Source organism: Dysgonomonas mossii, from assembly GCF_004569505.1.
Taxonomy (GTDB): domain Bacteria; phylum Bacteroidota; class Bacteroidia; order Bacteroidales; family Dysgonomonadaceae; genus Dysgonomonas.
In genome coordinates this window covers 1,216,810-1,237,580 of sequence record NZ_SPPK01000001.1, presented here as the reverse complement: position 1 = coordinate 1,237,580, position 20,771 = coordinate 1,216,810, and the positions used below count along the sequence as shown (strand labels likewise).

The following is a 20,771-nucleotide window of genomic DNA, read 5'->3' as shown; positions in this document are numbered from 1 at the left end:
ACTATGAGTAAACATAAAATCAGGATCAACAAGACTTGCCAAAATTGTGGAGCTTTTGTTGAAAAGTACTACTGTCCTAAATGTGGACAAGAAAACAGCGAAAGCAGGCAATCTTTCCATCATGTATTTACTCATTTTGTCTTCGATTTTTTGCATTACGACAGTTCATTTTGGAGAACAGCTAAATATCTGTTTCTTTCTCCCGGTAAACTCTCATTGGAGTATATGAATGGAAAACGAAAGTCATATGTAAACCCTTTTACTCTTTATATATTCATCAGTTTCATTGCCTTTTTTATCCCCCCTCTCCTTCCTGAAGTATCAGCACCTAACAAAGAAAAAACACAAAAAGAGATCAGCGAAAATGTAAATAGTGACTCTTTAGATACGATTATAGCAAAGCTGGACGTAAATAAAAAAAATCTCATTAATGAGGCTAAAATACCGGAGAAAGTCAGCAAGATAGAAGATAAAATTAATAATTCGGGTGTAGATGAAAAGACAGAGAATGAGACAAAACAATTTATAGCAGGTATATTAAAAAATGTAAAAGATAAAGAAAAAGGAGAAAAAGCTATCGAGTTTTTCATTCACAACATCCCCAAAGTTCTCTTTATATATATGCCTCTCTTTGCCTTTTGGCTATGGTTGTTCCATAATAAAAAGAAAAAATATTATTTCGACAGTGCTGTCTTTACATTACATTTCTTTTCTACGACCTTGCTAACGATAACTATAGCAACGACTCTAAGCTGTCTGTTCGATTGGTTAAACTTAAATACCACATTCTATTTTCTTTTATATTCTTTTGCTACGCTATACGTAACATTCTATTTTTTCAGAGGAAACAGGGTGTTTTTTGAAGAAAACAGATTCGTATCGAATTTAAAATCTTTTGTTCTGATAGGAATAAATAGCTTCTTTATCTTCCTTACTTTTACATTTTATGTTGTATTTGTAGTGTATATGATATATACTTAAAGTAGGTGTTTTTTATATCCTTCGATAGCTTTAGTAACCAAATTCTGCGTTTTCTTACTTGATGCGTAAAAGAATTCGGTATCAAGAGTTTCATTCTTTTTTGATGACTTTTTCCAAGTACCGATAACTTTGCCGTCAAGGCTGATAGCTGGTCTGAATATTCCCGGACTTGTTATTATTTTATGGTGATGGTCTATATGCAGACTTTCTTTTCTATCCTTATAGCTAACTGTAAATTCATCAAAAGCAGGCAAAAGATTTATCAAATTATCACTGCTGACTAGTTTAGAGTCTCTGTGAAAAATATATGTTTGATCATTTATTGTTTCATGAATAAAATCGCTCCCTATCAGAGCTATCCCTTGTCTGGCTTCTGCTGTAGTCAATCCCGACCACCAAATAAAATCTTGTAAAGTAGCAGGGCCATGGCTCCTGAAATATTTGAATGCTAATTTATACAGGCATTCATCTTTATCGAACTGATTGGTCATTTTGGGAACTTTTTCTTGCAACAAAGCATACGTCTGTTTTTTGCCTTTCATCTCTCCATTGCATACAAAGCCATCCAATTCGGCATGCATCATTATATGATTAACGGTTCTATTATCAGCAGCTATACCTGCTCTATTTATTACATCTTTCAATTCTTGACGTGTTAATGAATTTCCCTGAAGTGCCTTTTCTATAATTGAATTTGTACGGGCTATAAATGCTTCGGTAAGTCCCAGATCTTTATCATAAGATCGCATTGCAGTTTTCACTCTCGGAACACTCAAATATAGCATCCAGTATATATCGTCCTTCGATACGAAATGCCATGTAGGACGTAAGATATGAAGACGTAAAATATCGCCCCTATTCAAAGCCCCCTCAATCTTCTGATCGGTAATCTCGGGTATACGTATACCGATGCCCCATTTCGCCATATTGTAATCTTGTGCCTGAATTGCTCCCATCCACGAAACCAACTCGTATGCCTCGCCCACGAATGAACCATCAAGTTGATGGTTTGATAGACGTAAGGATAGAATCTCTTCTGCTTTCATGGCAATTCAGATAAAAATTAAAATGCTTTAAGGCTTAAATCAATATTTGGAGCAGAATATATAATTGCTCCCGAAGAAATATAATCAACTCCGGTCTTAGCTATATCATGCACCATATCTTCTGTAATACCCCCCGAGGCTTCAACCTTTACTCTTCCGTTTATTAGTTTTACAGCAGCACTCATTTCATATAAAGACATATTATCGAGCATAATAACGTCCACTGCACCTGTAGCCAAAGCTTCTTCTACTTCTTTCAGGTTGCGTGTTTCTACCTCTATTCGGAGATTTTTATTGTTCTCTTTCAAGTATTTCAGTGTGGCCTCTACAGCATTGGTTATTCCTCCGGCATAATCGTTATGATTGTCTTTTAGCATAATCATATCAAAAAGGCCGAAACGATGATTTTGACCACCGCCGATATACACAGCCCACTTCTCACACATACGGAACATTGGAGCCGTTTTTCGGGTATCCAGAATACGTGTATTTGTATCTGCCAGCAACTCTACCATCCGATGCGTATATGTAGCTATTCCGCTCATACGCTGCATACAATTTAGGACTAAGCGTTCCATTGTGAGAATCGACCGAGCCGCACCTGATACGATAAATGCGATCTCGCCTTCTTTTACTTGATCCCCGTCATTTTTGAGAATTTCTATTTTCAGATTTTTATCATAATAATGAAATATCTCGCGAGCCAGATCAACTCCGGCTAAGATACAGTCATGTTTTATGATCAAATGTGCTCTTTGTTGAAGATCAGCAGGCACACTGGCCAATGTAGAGTGATCTCCGTCGCCAATATCTTCTTTGATGGCCTCATCAATAAAATGATATAATCTACTATCAGTTACGTATGAAGGTCTATTCATGAATATCTAAATCTTTATTATAAAATGTACCTCTATTCTCGGTTTGTTCTATACTTTGGGTTATAATCAGATAAGCCACACTAGCCAGATTTCTTAATTCTGAAAGTTGCGGCGATAATATCGAAAATTTATATATTTCTTTTACAGACTTGTATATTTCTTCTTCTTTCTGCTTTGCCATTTTGAGACGGGCATTGCTGCGCACAATGCCAACAAGATCACTCATCAATGTCTGTAATTCTTTTCGAAGATAATTTAGCAAAACCATTTCTTCGTTCACTCGCATCCCCTCCTGATTCCATTCCGGAATTTTTAGAAGATGATCATAATTAAAATTATCTTCATGCAAGCGTTCTATCGTTTTCATTGCTGCACGATGTGCAAAAACGAGAGCTTCAAGCAAAGAATTGGAAGCTAAACGATTTGCACCGTGAAGTCCGGTATTCGAACATTCACCGACAGCAAACATATTCTTTATTGTACTTTGTCCAAATGAATCTACATCGATTCCTCCACATAGATAATGGCTCGCCGGTACTACAGGAATCAAATCCATGAACATGTCCAGCCCTTCATCTTTAGATTGCTTATAGATATTTGGAAAATGTTCGAGAAACTTTCGTTGATCTAAGTGTCGGCAATCCAGACAAACATAATCGTCTCCACGCAGCTTCATTTCATTATCAATGGCTCGTGCTACAATATCTCGTGATGCCAGCTCTTCCCTATCATCGTATTTATGCATAAATGGCTCTCCTGAAGCAGTACGCAATTTAGCTCCAAAGCCTCTTACAGCCTCCGATATTAAAGGTAGTTGACCGGTCGTATTGCTATAGAATGCAGTCGGGTGAAACTGTATAAATTGCATATTGCTGATTCTGGCTTTTGCACGATGAGCCAAGCCAATACCGTCACCTGTAGCGATAGTCGGGTTTGTCGTGTTTTTGTATACATGCCCACATCCTCCGGTAGCCATTAGTGTAATTTTTGCTGTCATTTTAATGATCCGGCTGGCTTTCATATCCAACACGTATGCTCCATAGCAGTGGAGGTTATATTTATCAAATTCGGATTGAGGTACTTGATGCTCGGTAAGCAAATCGATAACATAATGATGGTTGAGCAAAGTAACATTCTCGAGTCGCTCTACAGCTTGCAACAATGCTCTTTCTATTTCTGCTCCGGTTATATCCTTATGGTGCACTACCCTGTTTTCGGTATGTCCGCCTTCACGTCCCAGATCATAACTTTGAAACTCGTCTTTATCGAAATTAGCACCCCACTCCACCATTTCGCGGATACGCTCAGGGCCTTCTTTCACTACGATCTCTACAACTTCACGTTTACACAAGCCGTCTCCCGCTCGTAATGTATCCTCAATATGCTTATCAAAGCTGTCTTTTTCAAAATTGGTTACAACAGCAACCCCTCCTTGTGCATACTTGGTACTCGACTCTTCATCGTCTGATTTTGTGATAATTGTTATCCTAGTATCGGGTCTCTGTTGCGCTATTTTTAAAGCATACGACAGGCCGGATATTCCTGAACCTATCACCAAAACATCAGTATATATCATTCTTTGTTATGAATTATAAATTACGGATTACAAACACACAACATTATGTGCTCACAATTCATAAATCATCACTTTTTGTTATTTGTTTATTTAATAGTCTTAGACAATTCCAACATTCTATTTATAGGTTTCAAAGCTTTTAGTCGGATTTCTTCATCCATCAATATCTCAGGCTGCTCATACTTCATACACAAATACAATTTCTCCATTGTATTTAATTTCATAAAATGACATTCGCTACAATTGCATTTATCATCAATCGTCAGTGCAGGAATTAGAGTTTTGTGCGGTGCACGCTTTCTCATCTCGTGCAAGATACCTTCTTCTGTAGCCACAATAAATTCTTGACTGCTATCATTCACCACATAGTTGAGCAAGTTGGCTGTAGAGCCAATATAGTGAGCTACCTGTAAAACCGGTTTTTGAGCTTCGGGGTGAGCTATAAGTTTAGCCTTCGGATGTTCTAACATCTGCTGCGCAATCCGTTCCAGAGAAAATGCTTCATGTACAATACAAGCACCGTCCCAAAGTATCATATTTCGTCCAGTCACTTGATTGATATATCTACCCAGATTTTTATCAGGAGCAAATATAATTTCTTGATCTTCCGGCAAAGAGTTTATGATGTGCTCGGCATTGGATGACGTAACAATTATATCACTCTCAGCCTTAACGGTAGAGTCACAATTGATATAACTCACAACAATGGCATTCGGATATTTCTTCTTCATTTCACGAATCCCCTCCCCTGACGCAGAATCCGCCAAAGAACAACCGGCTAATAAATCAGGAAGAACTACCTTTTTGGTCGGATTCAAAATTTTAGCGGTTTCGGCCATAAAATGCACTCCGCAGAATACAATCAGATCTGCATTTGTTTTTTCGGCGGCACGTGCCAGTTGTAAACTGTCTCCCAAAAAATCGGCTATATCCTGAATATCGCCTGTCTGATAATAATGCGCAAGAATAATAGCATTCTTTTCTTTTCGCATTTTATTAATCTCTTCTACCAGATTTATACCTTTCGGTATTTCCATATTCAGATATCCTTTTATAGGGAGTGCGTCAACTGCTTTTTCTAACATAGTCATATAATAGTCCAGATAAAATAAAACGACAAATAGTTATTTGCAGGGCAAAAATACTTATAAAAAGTGACTTAACCGATATTGATTATAAGAAAAAAGGGATTTGGAAACATCCAAACCCCTACTTGCTATTATATCTTTAGTTTACGACAAAGCAGCTATAGCAGAACCTATAAGATTTGCATTGTCCATTTGAGCCACATGTACATGAACATCTCCATGATTAAACTCTGTAAGAAGTTTTTGTAACTCAGACATTACCATATCTTTATAATTTTTGCCTTTTCTGTATTCACTCCAGAATAAGCTACCTTCGGCTACCAATCTTATTTTCTTGATAGATGGATCATGTGATACAAGAACCAAAACCAATCCGGCGATAGATGCAGCAACTAGCTTCGCTGATCTTTCGTATATTGAACGAGCAATCTCTACATATCTTTTCTTATGAATATCAGGATAATTCATAATATTAGTCAGCTTCTGAGCATCAAATCTTTGTTCGAATTCATCGCACGGGAAAACCGATTTTAGGATTTCTCCCAAATACATACCCGATACAGCTTTTTCGAAACGTTGAGCACCCTTTGCATCAGAGCAAGCATCTACCTTATCATCGATAGCTGTCAGATGAGGAGGGTTAAAGTTACCAGACTCTAAGTTTACAGGAATCACCCCACTCAGTTTGTAATCAGGATTTAGTTTCTTTATTTTATCAGCGTTGATAAAAGTAGCCATATTTGTACCTGTTCCAACAATCAGCCCGATATAAGCGTCATAACTAGAATCAGTAAGTCCGGCAAATAAGCTTGCGACTGTATCGTTGATTACTTTTACACCATTGAATTTAATATCATTACGTTGGTTCAGATAATCTACCAATGGTTGTCCTACGGGTTTTCCTACCATTTCTTTGATGTCAACACCTTTTGTCCATCTAAGAAGCTTCGCATCTCCGTTTTGAAGAGATTCAGCCGGATAAGAAAAACAATATCCTATAGGAGTTTCTTGATCACGTTTGATTTCTCCTATCGGATCGGCTTGTTCTTTAAACAAATCTTCTTCTGTAAAACCCGGAGTTTTCATAACAGACAAATCCTTCTTCCATCCATTTTCAGGATGAATTGTTGGTTTACCATCAACAAAGTCAACTACAGCAACCCGATAGTTAGTTCCTCCTAAATCTAAAACAGTAGCCTTACCGTTCACACTGGTTGTTTTAGGTATAATATAAGTAGGAATACACTGTATTTCGGCATTCTCTTTACTCAGACCAACCTCTACCTTGTGTTGGAGCGACTGGGCTATTTCTTTTAGTTGTTTCGACTTAAGATGAAAAATATCTTTCTTCATAAGGTATCTTTATGTTTAGGTTATTTTTTAAACTCTACAAATATAACTATCTCATTTGAATATTGAGCCATTACAGAGGCAATGAATCTGAATAAATAACTATTTTTAGGACATTCTAAGACATCGCTTTTTAAGGACATTTTAGAATGCTGTAACACTTCTATTTTAAATATTATATTTGTAAAATAGATCGACGCAAAACTTAAAAAACATTCCCAATAAATGATGAGCCAAAAGAAAATGGAGAGAGAATAAGTCTTGTTTAATTTTTGTTTAGTAATGCAAACAAAAATTAAAATACATCCAATAAATTAAACCTTTCCATCTATTTTAAATCGTATTCTTGGAAACCTGTATTATAAGCCCAAAATAGAATATTTACTATGAACAAAAAAACAAAAATAGGACTTCTGATTATTATTCTTTTATTTATTGCCGGAATGGCTTTTTACCCAAAGATCAAAGGTCTTTTAACAACGAATGCCGATCCGTCACCAACTCCACCAGGAAATAAAGGGACAAGCAATCGTACGATACTGAATGTTAATGCCCAGATCTTAAAATACGGTAATCTGGATAATACCATCAGGGTGAAAGGTGTATTGATCCCTGATGAGGAAGTTGATCTATCATTCGAAACATCAGGTATGATAACAGAAATACACTTCAAAGAGGGTTCGAATGTAAAAAAAGGACAGCTTTTAGCCAAAGTGAATGATAAACCGCTACAAGCTGAGTTGAAGAAATTACAAACACAAATACCTCTTGCCGAAGACAGAGTTTACCGTCAAAAGGCATTGTTGGCAAAAGACGCTGTAAGTCAGGAAGCTTACGAGTCTGTCAATACAGAGTTGGAAAAATTGAAGGCTGATATTGAACTGGTAAAAACAAGAATAACCCAGACGGAACTACGTGCTCCATTTGATGGTATCATAGGTTTGAGACAAGTGAGTGAAGGAACATATGCTTCACCTTCTATAATAATATCTCGGCTAACCAAAATAACTCCATTAAAAATAGAGTTTTCGGTAAATGAGTCAGAAGTAAATAATGTAAAGCCCGGAACACCTCTCACCTTTACATTCGATAATGATTTAAACAAATACCAAGCTACAGTTTATGCCCTAGAGTCTAACCTCGATAGACAAACACTCACTCTAAAAGCCAGAGCTTTGTATGCTAATCCCGGAGGAAGATTAAAACCGGGTCTCTCTACTAATGTTGAGATAAAATTGCAGGAGATAAAGAATACTTTAGTCATCCCTAGTTTATCTACGATAGCAGAAATGGGACGTGATATTGCATACGTATATAAGAACGGCGTAGCCCACCAGATAGTACTAAAGAAGGGTATGCGTACAGCTTCATCCGTTCAGGTATTAAACGGATTAAATGTTGGCGATACTCTTTTAGTAACGGGTGTCATGCAATTGCGTGACGGGTTGCCTGTTATTATCGATAATTTTATAGAAAACAATCAGTAAAACAATTTATATAATAGCTTCGGATATTTAAGATCGTAGATTTCTAAACATCCAAAACCTCTAAAAGATGACTATATCTGAATTAAGTATAAAGCGCCCGGTATTAGCCACTGTATTTGTATTGATTATATTCCTTTTAGGATTGATCGGATATACATATTTAGGGGTGCGCGAATATCCCAACATAGATAACCCCATTATTTCGGTAGACGTGAGTTATCCCGGGGCTAATGCCGAAATTATAGAGAATCAGATCACAGAACCACTAGAACAAAATATAAATGGAATACCGGGCATCAGGTCTTTGACAAGTAGTAGTAGTCAGGGTTCATGCCGTATAACAGTGGAATTTGAATTATCTGTAGACCTCGAAACAGCAGCAAATGATGTGCGGGATAAAGTCTCGCGGGCACAACGTTATCTGCCTCGCGACTGCGACCCTCCTACTGTATCGAAGGCTGATGCCGATGCCAACCCGATTATACAAATAAGTATACAAAGCGAAAAGCGTTCTTTGCTCGAACTAAGTGAAATAGCTGAGTTGACAGTAAAAGAGCGTTTACAAACCATACCCAATGTAAGTGCTGTAGAAATCTGGGGACAAAACCGCTATTCGATGCGACTATGGCTCGATCCTGTAAAAATGGCATCGTATGGCATTACCCCTATGGATGTAAAAAGTGCCGTAGATAAAGAAAATGTGGAATTGCCTTCCGGCAGCATAGAAGGCGATAACCTTGAGCTTTCTATACGAACATTGGGACTGATGCAAACCCCGGAGGAATTCAACAATATGATTATCAAAGAAGACAATTATAATGTTGTAAGGTTTAGAGACGTAGGTACAGCGGAGCTGGGTACAGAAAACTATAAGAGTATTATGCGTCGCAATGGTGTTCCTGCTGTAAGTACTGTTATTATTCCACAACCGGGAGCCAATCAGATTGAAATTTCTGATGAAGCGATGGTCCGTCTCGAACAACTAAAGAAAGACTTACCGGAGGATGTCAAAATTGATGTTGCCTTCGACAATACTAAATTTATAAGGGCTTCGATAGCAGAAGTGGAAGAAACGGTATACATAGCATTTGCGTTGGTCGTTATCATAATATTCCTTTTCCTTCGCGACTGGCGTGTGACATTGGTTCCTTGCGTTGTTATTCCCGTATCACTCGTAGGAGCTTTCTTTGTGATGTATGTTGCAGGATTCTCGATCAACGTCTTATCCATGTTGGCCGTAGTTCTGGCTGTGGGATTGGTAGTTGATGATGCTATTGTGGTCACAGAGAACATCTATCTGAAAATTGAGGGAGGTATGACTCCCAAGCAAGCAGGGATAGAGGGTTCTAAAGAAATATTCTTCGCCGTTATCTCAACAACAGTGTCTGTAGTTGCGGTATTTTTCCCTATTGTCTTTCTTGAAGGGATGACAGGACGTTTGTTCCGTGAATTTAGTATTGTTATTGCCGGAGCTGTCCTTATTTCAGCATTTGTAGCTCTTACGTTTACACCGATGCTTGCAACCAAGTTATTGAAGAAGAAAGATAAGGCGGGATGGTTTTACCGTAAAACAGATCCTTTCTTTCAATGGTTGACCAAAGCTTACGACAATGGTTTGCAACACTTCCTTAAACATAAGATAATAACATGGCCTATCATAATCCTTACACTCGCAGGAATAGGTTATTTAGTCAGTGCGATCCCTTCCGAAATGGCTCCATTGGAAGACCGCTCACAGATAACAATAAGAACCAGCGGACCAGAAGGCTCTACTTATGAATTTAATCGAAATTATACAGAAAAGATTGGAGTGATAGCTGATTCTGTTGCACCTGAACGCCTCATTAATACAATGCGTGCCTGGACAGGAGGCGGGATGATAAACCTCATGTTGCCCAATATTAAAGACAGAGAAAGAAGCCAAATGGAGATCGCCAACGAACTGACAAAGGCAGTAAGAAAAGAAACAGAGGCACGGGCATTTGTGCAACAGCAATCTACCTTCGGTGGAAGACGATCGAGTATGCCTATACAATATGTATTGCAAGCTACCAACCTTGAAAAGTTAGAGGAATTCATCCCTCAATTTATGAGAAAAGTACAAGAAAGCCCAATGTTTCAAATGGCTGATGTAAATCTTAAATTCACGAAACCTGAAACCCGTATTATCATAGACAGAGATAAAGCCGCCATACTAAGAGTAAGTACCAGAGATATAGGACAAACATTGCAATATGCACTAAGTGGACAACGTATGGGATATTTTTATATGAATGGGAAACAATATCAGATATTAGGGGAAATTAATCGCCAACAAAGGAATACACCTCTCGACCTTAAATCTATTTATCTTAAAAACTTAGGAGGGAATATGATTCAGATGGATAACCTTGTGCGCTTAGAAGAAAGTGTTGCCCCTCCCCAGCTATACAGGTATAACAGATTCAAGTCTGCAACAGTATCCGCAGGATTATCTCCGGGAGTAACAATCGGCGCCGGGTTGGAAGAAATGGATCGCATAGCGAAAGAAACCCTTGATGATACATTTCGAACAGCATTGGCGGGAGATTCGAAGGATTTTAGCGAAAGCTCTTCGAGTTTGATGTTCGCATTTATACTTGCTATATTACTGATCTTTTTGATCCTTGCAGCACAGTTCGAAAGTTTCAAAGATCCATTTGTTATTATGCTTACAGTCCCCCTTGCAATTGCCGGAGCTCTTTTGTTTATGTATGTCAAAGATATAACGATGAATATATTCAGTCAGATAGGAATTATTATGCTTATCGGGCTGGTCGCTAAAAATGGTATTCTTATTGTGGAGTTTGCAAATCAGCGTCAAGAAGCAGGAATGAATAAACTTGAAGCCATACAGGGAGCTGCAGTACAACGTTTGCGTCCGATCCTTATGACGAGCTTCTCTACGGTGTTGGGATTGTTACCTCTAATATTTGCCAGTGCCGAAGGAGCCAATGGACGTATGGCTATGGGGGTGGCTGTAATTGGAGGAATGATGATTTCTACTCTATTAACAATATTCATTGTACCGGCTATGTATTTATATATATCTACCGACAGAAGTAAGAAGAAAGATAGGATTTAGTAAATATAAATTTATCTATAATATAACAACTATATACTAGGACAAAAAGTAACAAATAAAAAAGAGATAAAAGCTGTTACTTTTGTCACCTTTTGACTAAGAAGAATTTTAATGATGAAAAAATATATATTAATTATCATTCTGGCAATAGCTGCACCAAGCATATGTAATTCTCAGGTTGTATTCGATCTGAAAAGATGTATCGAAACGGGATTGCAAAAGAACTATGATATTCGTATTATGCGCAATAATCAGGAAATATCGGACAACAATCTCACTGTGGGAAATGCAGGATACCTTCCGTCTGTAGATCTCACAACGGGTTATTCGGGTTCGGTAAACAATACAACACAGAATTTGGCAAATGGAGAGAAAAATAAGAATAACGGCATTCACAACCAATTATTGAATGCAGGCGTCAACTTGAATTGGACTGTTTTTGATGGCTTCAATATCCAAACGAATCATCAACGCTTAAAAGAGCTCCAAAAGATGGGGGAACTGAATACCCGCTTAACGATAGAAAACTTCGTATCGGGGTTAACTTCAGAATATTACAATTACATCCAGCAGAATATCCGATTAAAAAACTTGAAATCAGCCGTTAAGTTATCTAAAGAAAGATTGCGCATTGTTGAAGCTAGATACGAAATTGGAGCAGGCTCTCGACTCGACCTTCAACAAGCGAAGGTAGACTTCAACAGTGACAGCTCTCGCTTGATTAAACAATATGAAGTATTATACACATCTCGCATATCACTTAACCAAATGATGGCTGCAGACAATATCGAGCAACTCATTGTAACCACGGACTCTATAATTGAATTCAATCAGTTTATAAATAAAGAAGATGTTTGGCAAAAAACGCTATCTTCGAATACTTTCCTTTTGTTATCAAATAAAAATAAGAATCTTAGTTTGCTTGATTTAAAAACAGTTCAGAGTGAGAACTATCCGTATTTGAAACTTAATGCAGGCTATGGTTATACAAAAAACATTTACAATACGGGGACTATAGATAATCAAAACAATTTGGGCTTAACCTATGGATTAACTCTAGGCTTCAACCTGTTTGATGGCTTCAATAGAAAAAGAAAACAAAAGAATGCCCGTATAGAAGTTGAAAACAAAGAACTCCAATACGAGCAAACTATACTCTCTCTAAAAGCCGATTTTTCGAATATGTGGATGGCTTATAGAAATAATATAGATCTGACAAATCTTGAAAAAGAAAATGTACAGACAGCAAAAGAAAACCATGAAATAGCTATCGAACGCTACAAACTTGGAGACCTGTCAGGTATAGAACTACGAGAGGCACAAAACAGTCTATTAGAAGCCGAAGAAAGACTTGTTCAAGCTGAATATAATACAAAATTATGTGAAATATCGCTTATGCAAATTAGTGGGCAAGTGATTTCATATTCGGAGTAAATACAATGAGCATCTGTCGGATTCTGTTGTCTGTTTTGTAAAAATAAATACAGGTATTTCTTTTATACCCAAATTTGAGAATTGCTAGTGGTATCTATATTATTTTGATCAAGTTGTTCAAATTCTGAATTATTGCTAACAAACTCAGGTACGAGTACTTTCATCTGTCGTACGAGTTTGTATTTATCATTTGTCTGGGCGACTAAAATTAATTGCTCTATTTGAGGTAAAATATCCTGAAAATGGTATTCCCTTACTTTAGCCATCATAATCTTTTTGTGTGAAGTCTGTTCTGTTATTTCAGAGTCATTCAATAACTCTTCATACAGCTTCTCTCCGGGCCTTAATCCTGAAAATTGAATTTCGATATCTCTTTCCGGAACTAAACCGGCCAACTCTATCATTTTTTTTGCTAAATCATAGATCCTCACAGGCTGCCCCATATCAAAGACGTAAATATAACCGGACTTACCGATAACAGAAGCTTCCAAAACCAAGCGGCATGCCTCCGGAATGGTCATAAAATAACGAGTGATCTCAGGATCTGTTACAGTTATCGGACCACCCTTCTCTATCTGCCTTCTGAATAATGGAATAACAGAGCCATTACTTCCTAATACATTACCAAAGCGTGTTGTCACAAATTTAGTATGAGACTTATTTTTCTTCTGATCAGCAGCACAAGACTGAACGTATATTTCTGCGATGCGTTTAGTTGCCCCCATGATATTTGTAGGGTTTACAGCCTTGTCTGTTGAGACCATAATAAACATCTCAACATCATACTCAATTGCTAAATCAACTAATACCTTTGTGCCTAATACGTTGGTAATTATAGCTTCACATGGATATCTTTCCATCATAGGGACATGCTTATAAGCAGCGGCATGATAAACTATATTAGGTTTATATTTATCAAACACAAAATTGATAATTGTATGATTGCGAACATCTCCGATAATAGTCGTATAGTTTAAGCAAGGATACAACTTCTTTAATTCAATATCCAAATCATTCAAGGGCGTTTCAGCCTGATCGAGGCAAATAATAGAAGCAGGAGAAAATTGAGCTAGCTGTTTGACGATTTCACTTCCTATTGAACCTGCAGCACCTGTCACCAAAATATTTTTACCTTGAACATTTTCAGCTATAACATTCAAGCTGATATTTATTTCGGGACGCCCAAGCAAATCTTCAATCTGAACAGGACGAATACTCCGACTAATATCAGACAGTTGAGATAAACTGTCTATATTCATTTGTTTACTTATATAGATGCGAATATTTAAGCTTAATAGTTTTTCAACATAATTAGCTTCATTCTTTAGTTCATCTTCTTTGGTAAACAATATATCTTTTATTTTGTATTTTACGAAATCTTCGGGCTTCTGAATAGTCAGAACCGGTACGTTTGTGAGTTTCTTTAACTTTGAGTCAGGCTCTGTTGTAAGAAAGCCTATAATCCTGAATCTATTGTTTCCTGTACTCAACAGTTGTGCAAGGACAATATTGTCTTCATTTAATCCCCACACAAATACAGGTATAGACGGATTATTCCCAAACCGTCGTGTTAATGTCTGATAAGTATAAACGACAACTAAGCGAAACCCGTACAAACAAACCAATGAAACTAAAAAGAGTGTACTACAATATGCGACAGCAACGCTTCCTGATGGACCTATAACTTTATATAATGTAAGAAATATAAGTAAATCAGCAAATAACAAGGATGTAAGTATCTTTTGAAATTCATGAATTGTAGAATAACGGACAATTCCTTTATATGTTTTAAATATACTAAAACAGACTGCATTAAATAATACGGTTATAGCGAGATATTCGAAGAATACCGGATGATATACTATATGAATATTTTTGTATATCTGAAGTGTTAGAATATATGATATGATAGTCGCAAAAGTGACTATTGCCATATCTATCAACAAGACGAACCATCTGCTCAGCAGACGATTCTCTAAGAATCTCTTATATATTTTTCGTGTAGTATTGTTTATCATTTTTATTCTTCTGGGTTTAGAACATACTTTCTATAGCTTTTATTACTCTATCTACATCTTCAAAACTTAAACTAGTCCCAGACGGAAGACATAACCCTTCTCTAAATAATCGTTCAGATGTTCCGTCTCCATAATATGGGCAACCGCTAAATATTGGTTGCATATGCATTGGCTTCCATAAAGGTCTGGATTCTATATTATTTTCGTTTAATACATCATATATATCTTCTCTCGTTTTCCCTCCTGTTTTTAAAGGATTAACAAGTATAGATGTCAGCCAATAATTAGAAAAATAATCAGATGAAGGCTCTGTTTGGAAACTTATTCCTTCAACTTTTTCTAAACCTTTACGATAAAACTCATTATTTGTTCGTCTTTGTTTGATTCTATCTTCTAAAACAAGCATTTGCCCTCTACCAATTCCGGCTACGACATTGCTCATTCGGTAATTATATCCGATATGTGAATGTTGATAATGTGGCGCAGCATCTCTAGCCTGAGTTGCCAGGAATCGTGCCGTTTTTATATATTCCTCATTATGGGCGACAAGTGCACCACCTCCGGATGTCGTAATTATTTTATTCCCATTAAAGGAGAGTACAGCCATTTCACCAAAAGTTCCACAATGCTGGCTTTTATATCTCGATCCTAATGCTTCTGCGGCATCTTCAATGATCGGTATTTCATATTTTGAGGAAATACTTTGTATCTCTTCTATCTTTGCGGGCATACCATAGAGATGCACGGGTATAATTGCTTTAGGTTTTTTGCCTTTAGATATCCGATCCTTTATAGCTCTTTCTAAATGTTCCGGGGACATATTCCACGTATCTTTCTCACTGTCAATAAAGACAGGAGTTGCACCTTGATAGACTATAGGATTGGCCGATGCCGAAAAAGTAAAGCTTTGACAAAGGACTTCATCTCCTTGTTTTACACCTAAAATAATCAAAGCTAAATGTAAAGAAGCTGTTCCTGCACTTAACGCAGCGACATATACATTGCTCTGAAGGAATGCGGCTAATTCCGTTTCAAAAGCATCCACATTTGGGCCCATGGGCACTACCCAATTGGTATCAAAAGCTTCTTGAACAAACCGCTGTTCGTGCCCTCCCATATGTGCTAGAGAGAGCCAGATACGTTCATTAGTATTCATCATTTTATAAAAGTTTTGTTACTTTGCAAGGAGCTCCTATAGCGACTACATTATCCGGAATATTTCGAGTAACTACTGATCCCGCTCCAATTTTGCACCATTTTCCTATTTTAACTCCTTGTATAATTGTAGATCCTGCACCAATCAAAGTTCCTTCCCCTACTTCAACTTCTCCACATAGATTTGAGCCAGGTGCAATGTGTACGAAGTCGTGAATAATACAGTCATGATCTATAGTTGATGCAGTATTTATTATTACATGCTTGCCGATACGAGCACAAGATTGTATAATTGAGCCTTGCATTACCACCGTACCTTCTTCTACCAAAGCAGATCCAGATATTATTGCTTTTTGTGATATTGCTCTTTCATATCTAATGTTAGAGAAGGTGGAAACAATTTTTTTTCGTATCATGTTATCTCCTATACTTACAATCAGAGGTGATCTGCTCTCTCTTGATACAGGAATTCCCATAAAGTCTTTTATGGTTATATCATCATCAAATATTTTTTCAACAACGATATTGTTTAACTGAAGAATATCTAATATTACTTTAGCATGCCCTCCTGCACCATATAAATACACCTTCTTCATCCTATTTGTTCCCTTCAAATTTTTCCATGGTAAGACTTGTGTCTGAACTTATACCTTCCGATTTAAACACTTTTAATATGGTCTGGAGTAGTATCCTTATATCCAAAGATATAGATATATTATCTACATACCATACATCTAATTCAAATTTATCTTTCCACGAAATAGCATTTCGACCATTAATTTGTGCCCATCCTGTTATTCCTGGACGAACCTCATGTCTGCGAATCTGCTTTTCATTATATAAACGAAGATATTCGAGAAGTAAAGGACGAGGACCAACTAAACTCATATCTCCTTTTATTACATTTATTAATTGAGGAATTTCATCCAATGAAGTTTTTCTAATAAATCTGCCAAGAGACGTTAATCTGTCTTTATCTGACAGTAGATTTCCTTGCGCATCTTTTTTATCATTCATTGTTCTAAACTTAACAACTTCAAATATCTTATTGTTCTTACCGGGGCGTTGTTGAAAGAAAAAAGGTTTCCCATTATTTGCTATTGTCAGAAATATTGTCAGAAATAGAAATATTGGCAATAGAATTATGAAGCCTATTAGTGAACATACAAAATCTAAAATGCGTTTAAACAAGTTGCGATACATTACTCTAAGGATTTATATTCTGATAATAAAGTTCTCCAAATAATTTCCTGTTCATATCGAGATACAATCATTTTTCGTGAATTAGACCTATGTTTTGCAAGTAATGCATTATTATTTAAATACAATTCCATTCTACGTTGCAATTCTAATGAGTTTTTAGGAGGAATAATAACTCCATTTGTATCATTGATTATAATCTCATTACAGCCATTTATATCAGTAACGATAGACGCTAACCCCATCGCTCCGGCTTGCATAACTACGTTCGGAAACCCTTCTCTATAACTAGGAAATACTAGTACATCAGAAATAGCAAAATATGGTCTTACATCAGGTTGGTAACCAACCTCTATAATATTGGAGTTTTTAGAAATTATCTCCAGAGTTTCTTTTTTCAATGGATCGAGTTCGGACTCTCTGTTACCAACAAGTAAGAGCTTCACTTTTCTATTACGATGTGATATATCATCAAAAGCACTGATCAACTCATTTATTCCTTTATCCGTAACTAAGCGCCCAACAAAAATAAATACGAAGTCATCACTATCGATATTCAAAGACTCTTTTAAATCGGCTCTTTCCAGAGTAGAAATATTAATGGGATCAAAATAGGATGTATTTATTCCGTTCGAACTACCATTTCCTATTATTCTTATTTTTTTTTCAGGACACAACTTCTCTTTTATTATAATTTCTCTTAAACCTTTGGAATTAGGATATATTATTGTAGAACATTTATAAGTTATTTTTTCTACAAGATTCAGTACTTTTCGCTTCAGCCCCCTTGTTTCCATGAGTGGCAAACCCGCTACAGTATGTAGTCTATTAGGAACCTTTGCCAACAATGCCGCGACCATGCCAACCATACCAGCTTTCGGCGTATGAGTATGCACAAATAAAGGTTTCTCTTTCTTGAGAAAACAATAAAGTTTCCATATCGCTTTTACATCTTGAAAAGGTGTAATCTTTCTTGTCATTTCAACACAATAGATATCAACACCATCTTTTTCTCCAATTTTCTTCAGTAAAGATTCATTTGAAGAAACAGCAATGACTTTATAATAATCTTTCATAAAAGCCATCTGCTTATCTAAAAGCTTATCCAAAGATATTGGAACTGTGGTTATACGAATGAGCTTATTCATTATTTAATATTTCCTTATAAATCTTGATATAGGAATCCACCATCTTTTCTAGACTGTAATTACTTGCTCTATCCATGCACTTTAAGGATGTTTGATTATAGTACTCTTTATCAGACAATAATAATTTAATATTATCTGCCAGTTGATTTTCATTTTGATATTCAAAAAGAATACCAAAGCCAAGAACCGTTTCTCGAATACCCCTTACGTCACTGGCTAAGAATGGTCTTCCAGAAGACAGAGCCTCTAATGAGGCCAAAGAAAGACCTTCATAAGCTGATGATAAAATAATAATATCAGAGGTTTTTAATAATTCAGGAACATCCATTCTTATTCCTAAAAATAAGACTCTATTACTTAGCTCTAGTTGAGAGACCAATAATTTGACCTGATCCACGAGCGGTCCCTCTCCAACTAATAATAGTTTAACATTATCGGGTAATAATTTTAACGCTCGTACGATTGTTTGTTGATCTTTAGGATATCTGAAGCTTGATACTTGAATTAATATTTTGGCATCAACACCTTCGAAGAACATTTTTTTTTCATAAGAATTTGCATCTTGATATCTTTTAATATCTATTCCGTTTGGTATTAAAGTAATCCTATTAGATGGTATGTTAACATGATTTTTAAGTGCTTCATCTACTTCTGGAGATATTGTTATTATTTTTCTATAACGATTATAAATAAACGTTTCTAATATATCCAAATATCTCTTATTTCGTCTCTTATTATTTGTACTGTGTTCTGTATATACTAAAGGAAGCTTGAGTCTCTTTAACAGCTTTGCAAGAGGTACAAAATATAATGATGGAAATAAATGAACATGTACAAGATTATATTTCTTTAAAATCTTTCCTATTTTAAATATTAATGATGGATTATAAAAACTAGTTCTATTTAAGATATGAATATTTATATCTTTATGATCTAGCATATCAAATAACAAAGAATCTGTCTCTTTAATTAACAATAATCCTACAACTATATTTCTTTCTGTATATAATTTTAAAGAGTCTACGAGAAGTTTCTCCGCACCTCCTATGGACAAACTAGGAATAACATGTAATATCCTCATTTATAAAATTGTAATTTACTCTTTTTCTTAATAATAGAATAAGTTATAATAACCTGAATAACATAACAGAATATTGTAGTGTATATAGCTCCATTTATGCCATAATTTTTCACAAGAAAATACGAGCATATTAAATTCAGACAAAGAATAGTTCCATTGATATAAGGCTGAATTTTGAATTCTCTCATTGAAGTTAAAGTATAGCCTAATGAGGTGGCAATATATATAAACAATCCTGATACCATAATCAAAACAAATTGATTTTTATAAGCAGCAATAGTTTGATTGAACAAGAAATTTAGAATAAACTCTCCCCCAAAAATAGATATAATAATAGCAAGAACACCTATTATTATTGTAAACAAAGTAAATCTATTCTGTATTTGGTCAAAATTCTTTTTGTCTCGTTCTTGATAATATCGACTAAGCCGGGGAGAGACAGTTTGACCAATAGCGTTAGCGATAAATGATCCTAGAATTATACAATAAGACAAAGATGAATATATACCTTGTGTCGAAGTATCTATAAAATATTCAATATAAAATTTTGAAATATTTGTATTTAAAGAAATAACAACTATAACAATAGCTAAAGGAAAGGCTTTTATTAAAAGAGATCTATATTCAAATGACCTTAGGATAAACTTTTCAAACATATTTCTTTTTATATCATAAAATAGTAAGAATACTAACATCGATGCTATGCCGAGAATGAAACCAAGCTGAATACTTTTAAAAAAATATAATCCAACAAAGAATCCAATTGACAAAAGAATACTTTTAGACGCAATTGATATAAAAACAGTTTTCATTTGCTCTAGTTGTTGACATTTACCATTAGATATATCAGCTACTCCTTCAATACATCTAATTAATGCATATAAAATTAATATAGACAAATTAAACCTCATGAGAATCCCTAAAAAACAAACAATTAGCAAAAAAATAATACTGGTAAAAAGCCTAAATGAAAAATAGGTAGCATAGCTAAACTCATCCTTATGGTCTGTTAGAATTAATGATCTTAACTGCATACAGAAAAATAAAAATAATGGAGAAACAATGGCAATAGATAGTGTATATTCACCTAAATCATTGATATTCATAAACTTTGACACCAAAGACAATTGAAACCAATTAGACAATGCATATATAAAATTAGCCATAAACATATATAATACATTTTTCTTCAAAGAGATAGATTGTTTTATGACTTTATTTGCCAT

Annotated in this window: 16 protein-coding genes; 4 read left to right on the top strand and 12 right to left on the bottom strand. The window is 35.7% G+C overall.

Annotation, left to right across the window (positions count from 1 at the left end):
- Nucleotides 1-3: 3 nt before the first annotated feature.
- Complete coding sequence (locus tag E4T88_RS05250; protein ID WP_135104399.1) at nt 4-981, top strand: DUF3667 domain-containing protein; 978 nt, start codon at nt 4-6, stop codon at nt 979-981.
- Here the strand turns inward: E4T88_RS05250 and E4T88_RS05245 are convergent.
- From E4T88_RS05245 to E4T88_RS05225, 5 genes are all read right to left on the bottom strand, one after another.
- On the bottom strand, nt 978-2,027 hold the full coding sequence (locus E4T88_RS05245; RefSeq protein WP_135104398.1) for a winged helix DNA-binding domain-containing protein: 1,050 nt from the start codon (nt 2,025-2,027) through the stop codon (nt 978-980). The two genes, E4T88_RS05250 and E4T88_RS05245, sit on opposite strands and share 4 nt — an antisense overlap.
- Before the next feature lie 17 nt (nt 2,028-2,044).
- A complete protein-coding gene (nadC, locus tag E4T88_RS05240; protein ID WP_135104397.1) occupies nt 2,045-2,905 on the bottom strand; it encodes a carboxylating nicotinate-nucleotide diphosphorylase in 861 nt (286 codons plus the stop codon).
- Nucleotides 2,898-4,481 carry an L-aspartate oxidase gene (nadB, locus tag E4T88_RS05235; RefSeq protein WP_135104396.1) on the bottom strand — a complete coding sequence of 528 codons (1,584 nt, stop codon included), beginning with the start codon at nt 4,479-4,481 and terminating at the stop codon, nt 2,898-2,900. Before nadB ends, nadC begins: the two co-directional genes overlap by 8 nt.
- 86 nt (nt 4,482-4,567) lie before the next feature.
- Nucleotides 4,568-5,572 carry a quinolinate synthase NadA gene (gene nadA, locus E4T88_RS05230; protein WP_135104395.1) on the bottom strand — a complete coding sequence of 335 codons (1,005 nt, stop codon included), beginning with the start codon at nt 5,570-5,572 and terminating at the stop codon, nt 4,568-4,570.
- 141 nt (nt 5,573-5,713) lie between these two features.
- A complete protein-coding gene (locus E4T88_RS05225; protein ID WP_135104394.1) occupies nt 5,714-6,922 on the bottom strand; it encodes a hexokinase family protein in 1,209 nt (402 codons plus the stop codon).
- A gap of 383 nt (nt 6,923-7,305) precedes the next feature.
- Here E4T88_RS05225 and E4T88_RS05220 point away from each other — a divergent pair, with 383 nt between their 5' ends.
- The 3 genes from E4T88_RS05220 to E4T88_RS05210 all read left to right on the top strand — a co-directional run bounded on the left by E4T88_RS05220 (nt 7,306) and on the right by E4T88_RS05210 (nt 12,943).
- Complete coding sequence (locus E4T88_RS05220) at nt 7,306-8,406, top strand: efflux RND transporter periplasmic adaptor subunit (protein ID WP_135104393.1); 1,101 nt, start codon at nt 7,306-7,308, stop codon at nt 8,404-8,406.
- A 67-nt stretch (nt 8,407-8,473) separates the two neighbouring features.
- Nucleotides 8,474-11,509, top strand: coding sequence for an efflux RND transporter permease subunit (locus E4T88_RS05215; RefSeq protein WP_135104392.1), 3,036 nt, complete (start codon nt 8,474-8,476; stop codon nt 11,507-11,509).
- Between the two features lie 114 nt (nt 11,510-11,623).
- Nucleotides 11,624-12,943: a TolC family protein gene (locus E4T88_RS05210; protein ID WP_185146730.1), complete on the top strand. Its 1,320-nt coding sequence runs from the start codon at nt 11,624-11,626 to the stop codon at nt 12,941-12,943.
- Between the two features lie 62 nt (nt 12,944-13,005).
- Here E4T88_RS05210 and E4T88_RS05205 read toward each other — a convergent pair whose 3' ends face one another.
- Genes E4T88_RS05205 through E4T88_RS05175 form a run of 7 tightly spaced genes read right to left on the bottom strand, consistent with a single transcriptional unit; the run spans nt 13,006 to nt 20,771 of the window.
- The gene (locus tag E4T88_RS05205) at nt 13,006-14,961 is read right to left on the bottom strand and encodes a polysaccharide biosynthesis protein (protein WP_135104390.1); all 1,956 of its coding nucleotides are present in this window, start codon (nt 14,959-14,961) and stop codon (nt 13,006-13,008) included.
- 16 nt (nt 14,962-14,977) lie between these two features.
- Nucleotides 14,978-16,120, bottom strand: coding sequence for a DegT/DnrJ/EryC1/StrS family aminotransferase (locus E4T88_RS05200; protein WP_438503320.1), 1,143 nt, complete (start codon nt 16,118-16,120; stop codon nt 14,978-14,980).
- 1 nt (nt 16,121) lies between these two features.
- A complete protein-coding gene (locus E4T88_RS05195) occupies nt 16,122-16,703 on the bottom strand; it encodes an acetyltransferase (protein WP_135104476.1) in 582 nt (193 codons plus the stop codon).
- 10 nt (nt 16,704-16,713) lie between these two features.
- The gene (locus tag E4T88_RS05190) at nt 16,714-17,319 is read right to left on the bottom strand and encodes a sugar transferase (RefSeq protein WP_135104389.1); all 606 of its coding nucleotides are present in this window, start codon (nt 17,317-17,319) and stop codon (nt 16,714-16,716) included.
- The gene (locus tag E4T88_RS05185) at nt 17,319-18,464 is read right to left on the bottom strand and encodes a glycosyltransferase family 4 protein (RefSeq protein WP_135104388.1); all 1,146 of its coding nucleotides are present in this window, start codon (nt 18,462-18,464) and stop codon (nt 17,319-17,321) included. Before E4T88_RS05185 ends, E4T88_RS05190 begins: the two co-directional genes overlap by 1 nt.
- Entirely contained in the window at nt 18,457-19,545 is a 1,089-nt protein-coding gene (locus tag E4T88_RS05180; protein ID WP_135104387.1) for a glycosyltransferase, read from the bottom strand. The genes E4T88_RS05185 and E4T88_RS05180 overlap by 8 nt, the downstream gene beginning before the upstream one ends.
- On the bottom strand, nt 19,542-20,771 hold the full coding sequence (locus E4T88_RS05175) for a lipid II flippase MurJ (RefSeq protein ID WP_135104386.1): 1,230 nt from the start codon (nt 20,769-20,771) through the stop codon (nt 19,542-19,544). The genes E4T88_RS05180 and E4T88_RS05175 overlap by 4 nt, the downstream gene beginning before the upstream one ends.

What these genes read in the sequence shown, in the direction of transcription:
- E4T88_RS05250 (WP_135104399.1), top strand. Translation starts at nt 4, where the DNA reads ATGAGTAAACATAAAATCAGGATCAACAAGACTTGCCAAAATTGTGGA.
- E4T88_RS05245 (WP_135104398.1), bottom strand. Translation starts at nt 2,027, where the DNA reads ATGAAAGCAGAAGAGATTCTATCCTTACGTCTATCAAACCATCAACTT.
- nadC (WP_135104397.1), bottom strand. Translation starts at nt 2,905, where the DNA reads ATGAATAGACCTTCATACGTAACTGATAGTAGATTATATCATTTTATT.
- nadB (WP_135104396.1), bottom strand. Translation starts at nt 4,481, where the DNA reads ATGATATATACTGATGTTTTGGTGATAGGTTCAGGAATATCCGGCCTG.
- nadA (WP_135104395.1), bottom strand. Translation starts at nt 5,572, where the DNA reads ATGACTATGTTAGAAAAAGCAGTTGACGCACTCCCTATAAAAGGATAT.
- E4T88_RS05225 (WP_135104394.1), bottom strand. Translation starts at nt 6,922, where the DNA reads ATGAAGAAAGATATTTTTCATCTTAAGTCGAAACAACTAAAAGAAATA.
- E4T88_RS05220 (WP_135104393.1), top strand. Translation starts at nt 7,306, where the DNA reads ATGAACAAAAAAACAAAAATAGGACTTCTGATTATTATTCTTTTATTT.
- E4T88_RS05215 (WP_135104392.1), top strand. Translation starts at nt 8,474, where the DNA reads ATGACTATATCTGAATTAAGTATAAAGCGCCCGGTATTAGCCACTGTA.
- E4T88_RS05210 (WP_185146730.1), top strand. Translation starts at nt 11,624, where the DNA reads ATGAAAAAATATATATTAATTATCATTCTGGCAATAGCTGCACCAAGC.
- E4T88_RS05205 (WP_135104390.1), bottom strand. Translation starts at nt 14,961, where the DNA reads ATGATAAACAATACTACACGAAAAATATATAAGAGATTCTTAGAGAAT.
- E4T88_RS05200 (WP_438503320.1), bottom strand. Translation starts at nt 16,120, where the DNA reads ATGATGAATACTAATGAACGTATCTGGCTCTCTCTAGCACATATGGGA.
- E4T88_RS05190 (WP_135104389.1), bottom strand. Translation starts at nt 17,319, where the DNA reads ATGTATCGCAACTTGTTTAAACGCATTTTAGATTTTGTATGTTCACTA.
- E4T88_RS05185 (WP_135104388.1), bottom strand. Translation starts at nt 18,464, where the DNA reads ATGAATAAGCTCATTCGTATAACCACAGTTCCAATATCTTTGGATAAG.
- E4T88_RS05180 (WP_135104387.1), bottom strand. Translation starts at nt 19,545, where the DNA reads ATGAGGATATTACATGTTATTCCTAGTTTGTCCATAGGAGGTGCGGAG.
- E4T88_RS05175 (WP_135104386.1), bottom strand. Translation starts at nt 20,771, where the DNA reads ATGGCAAATAAAGTCATAAAACAATCTATCTCTTTGAAGAAAAATGTA.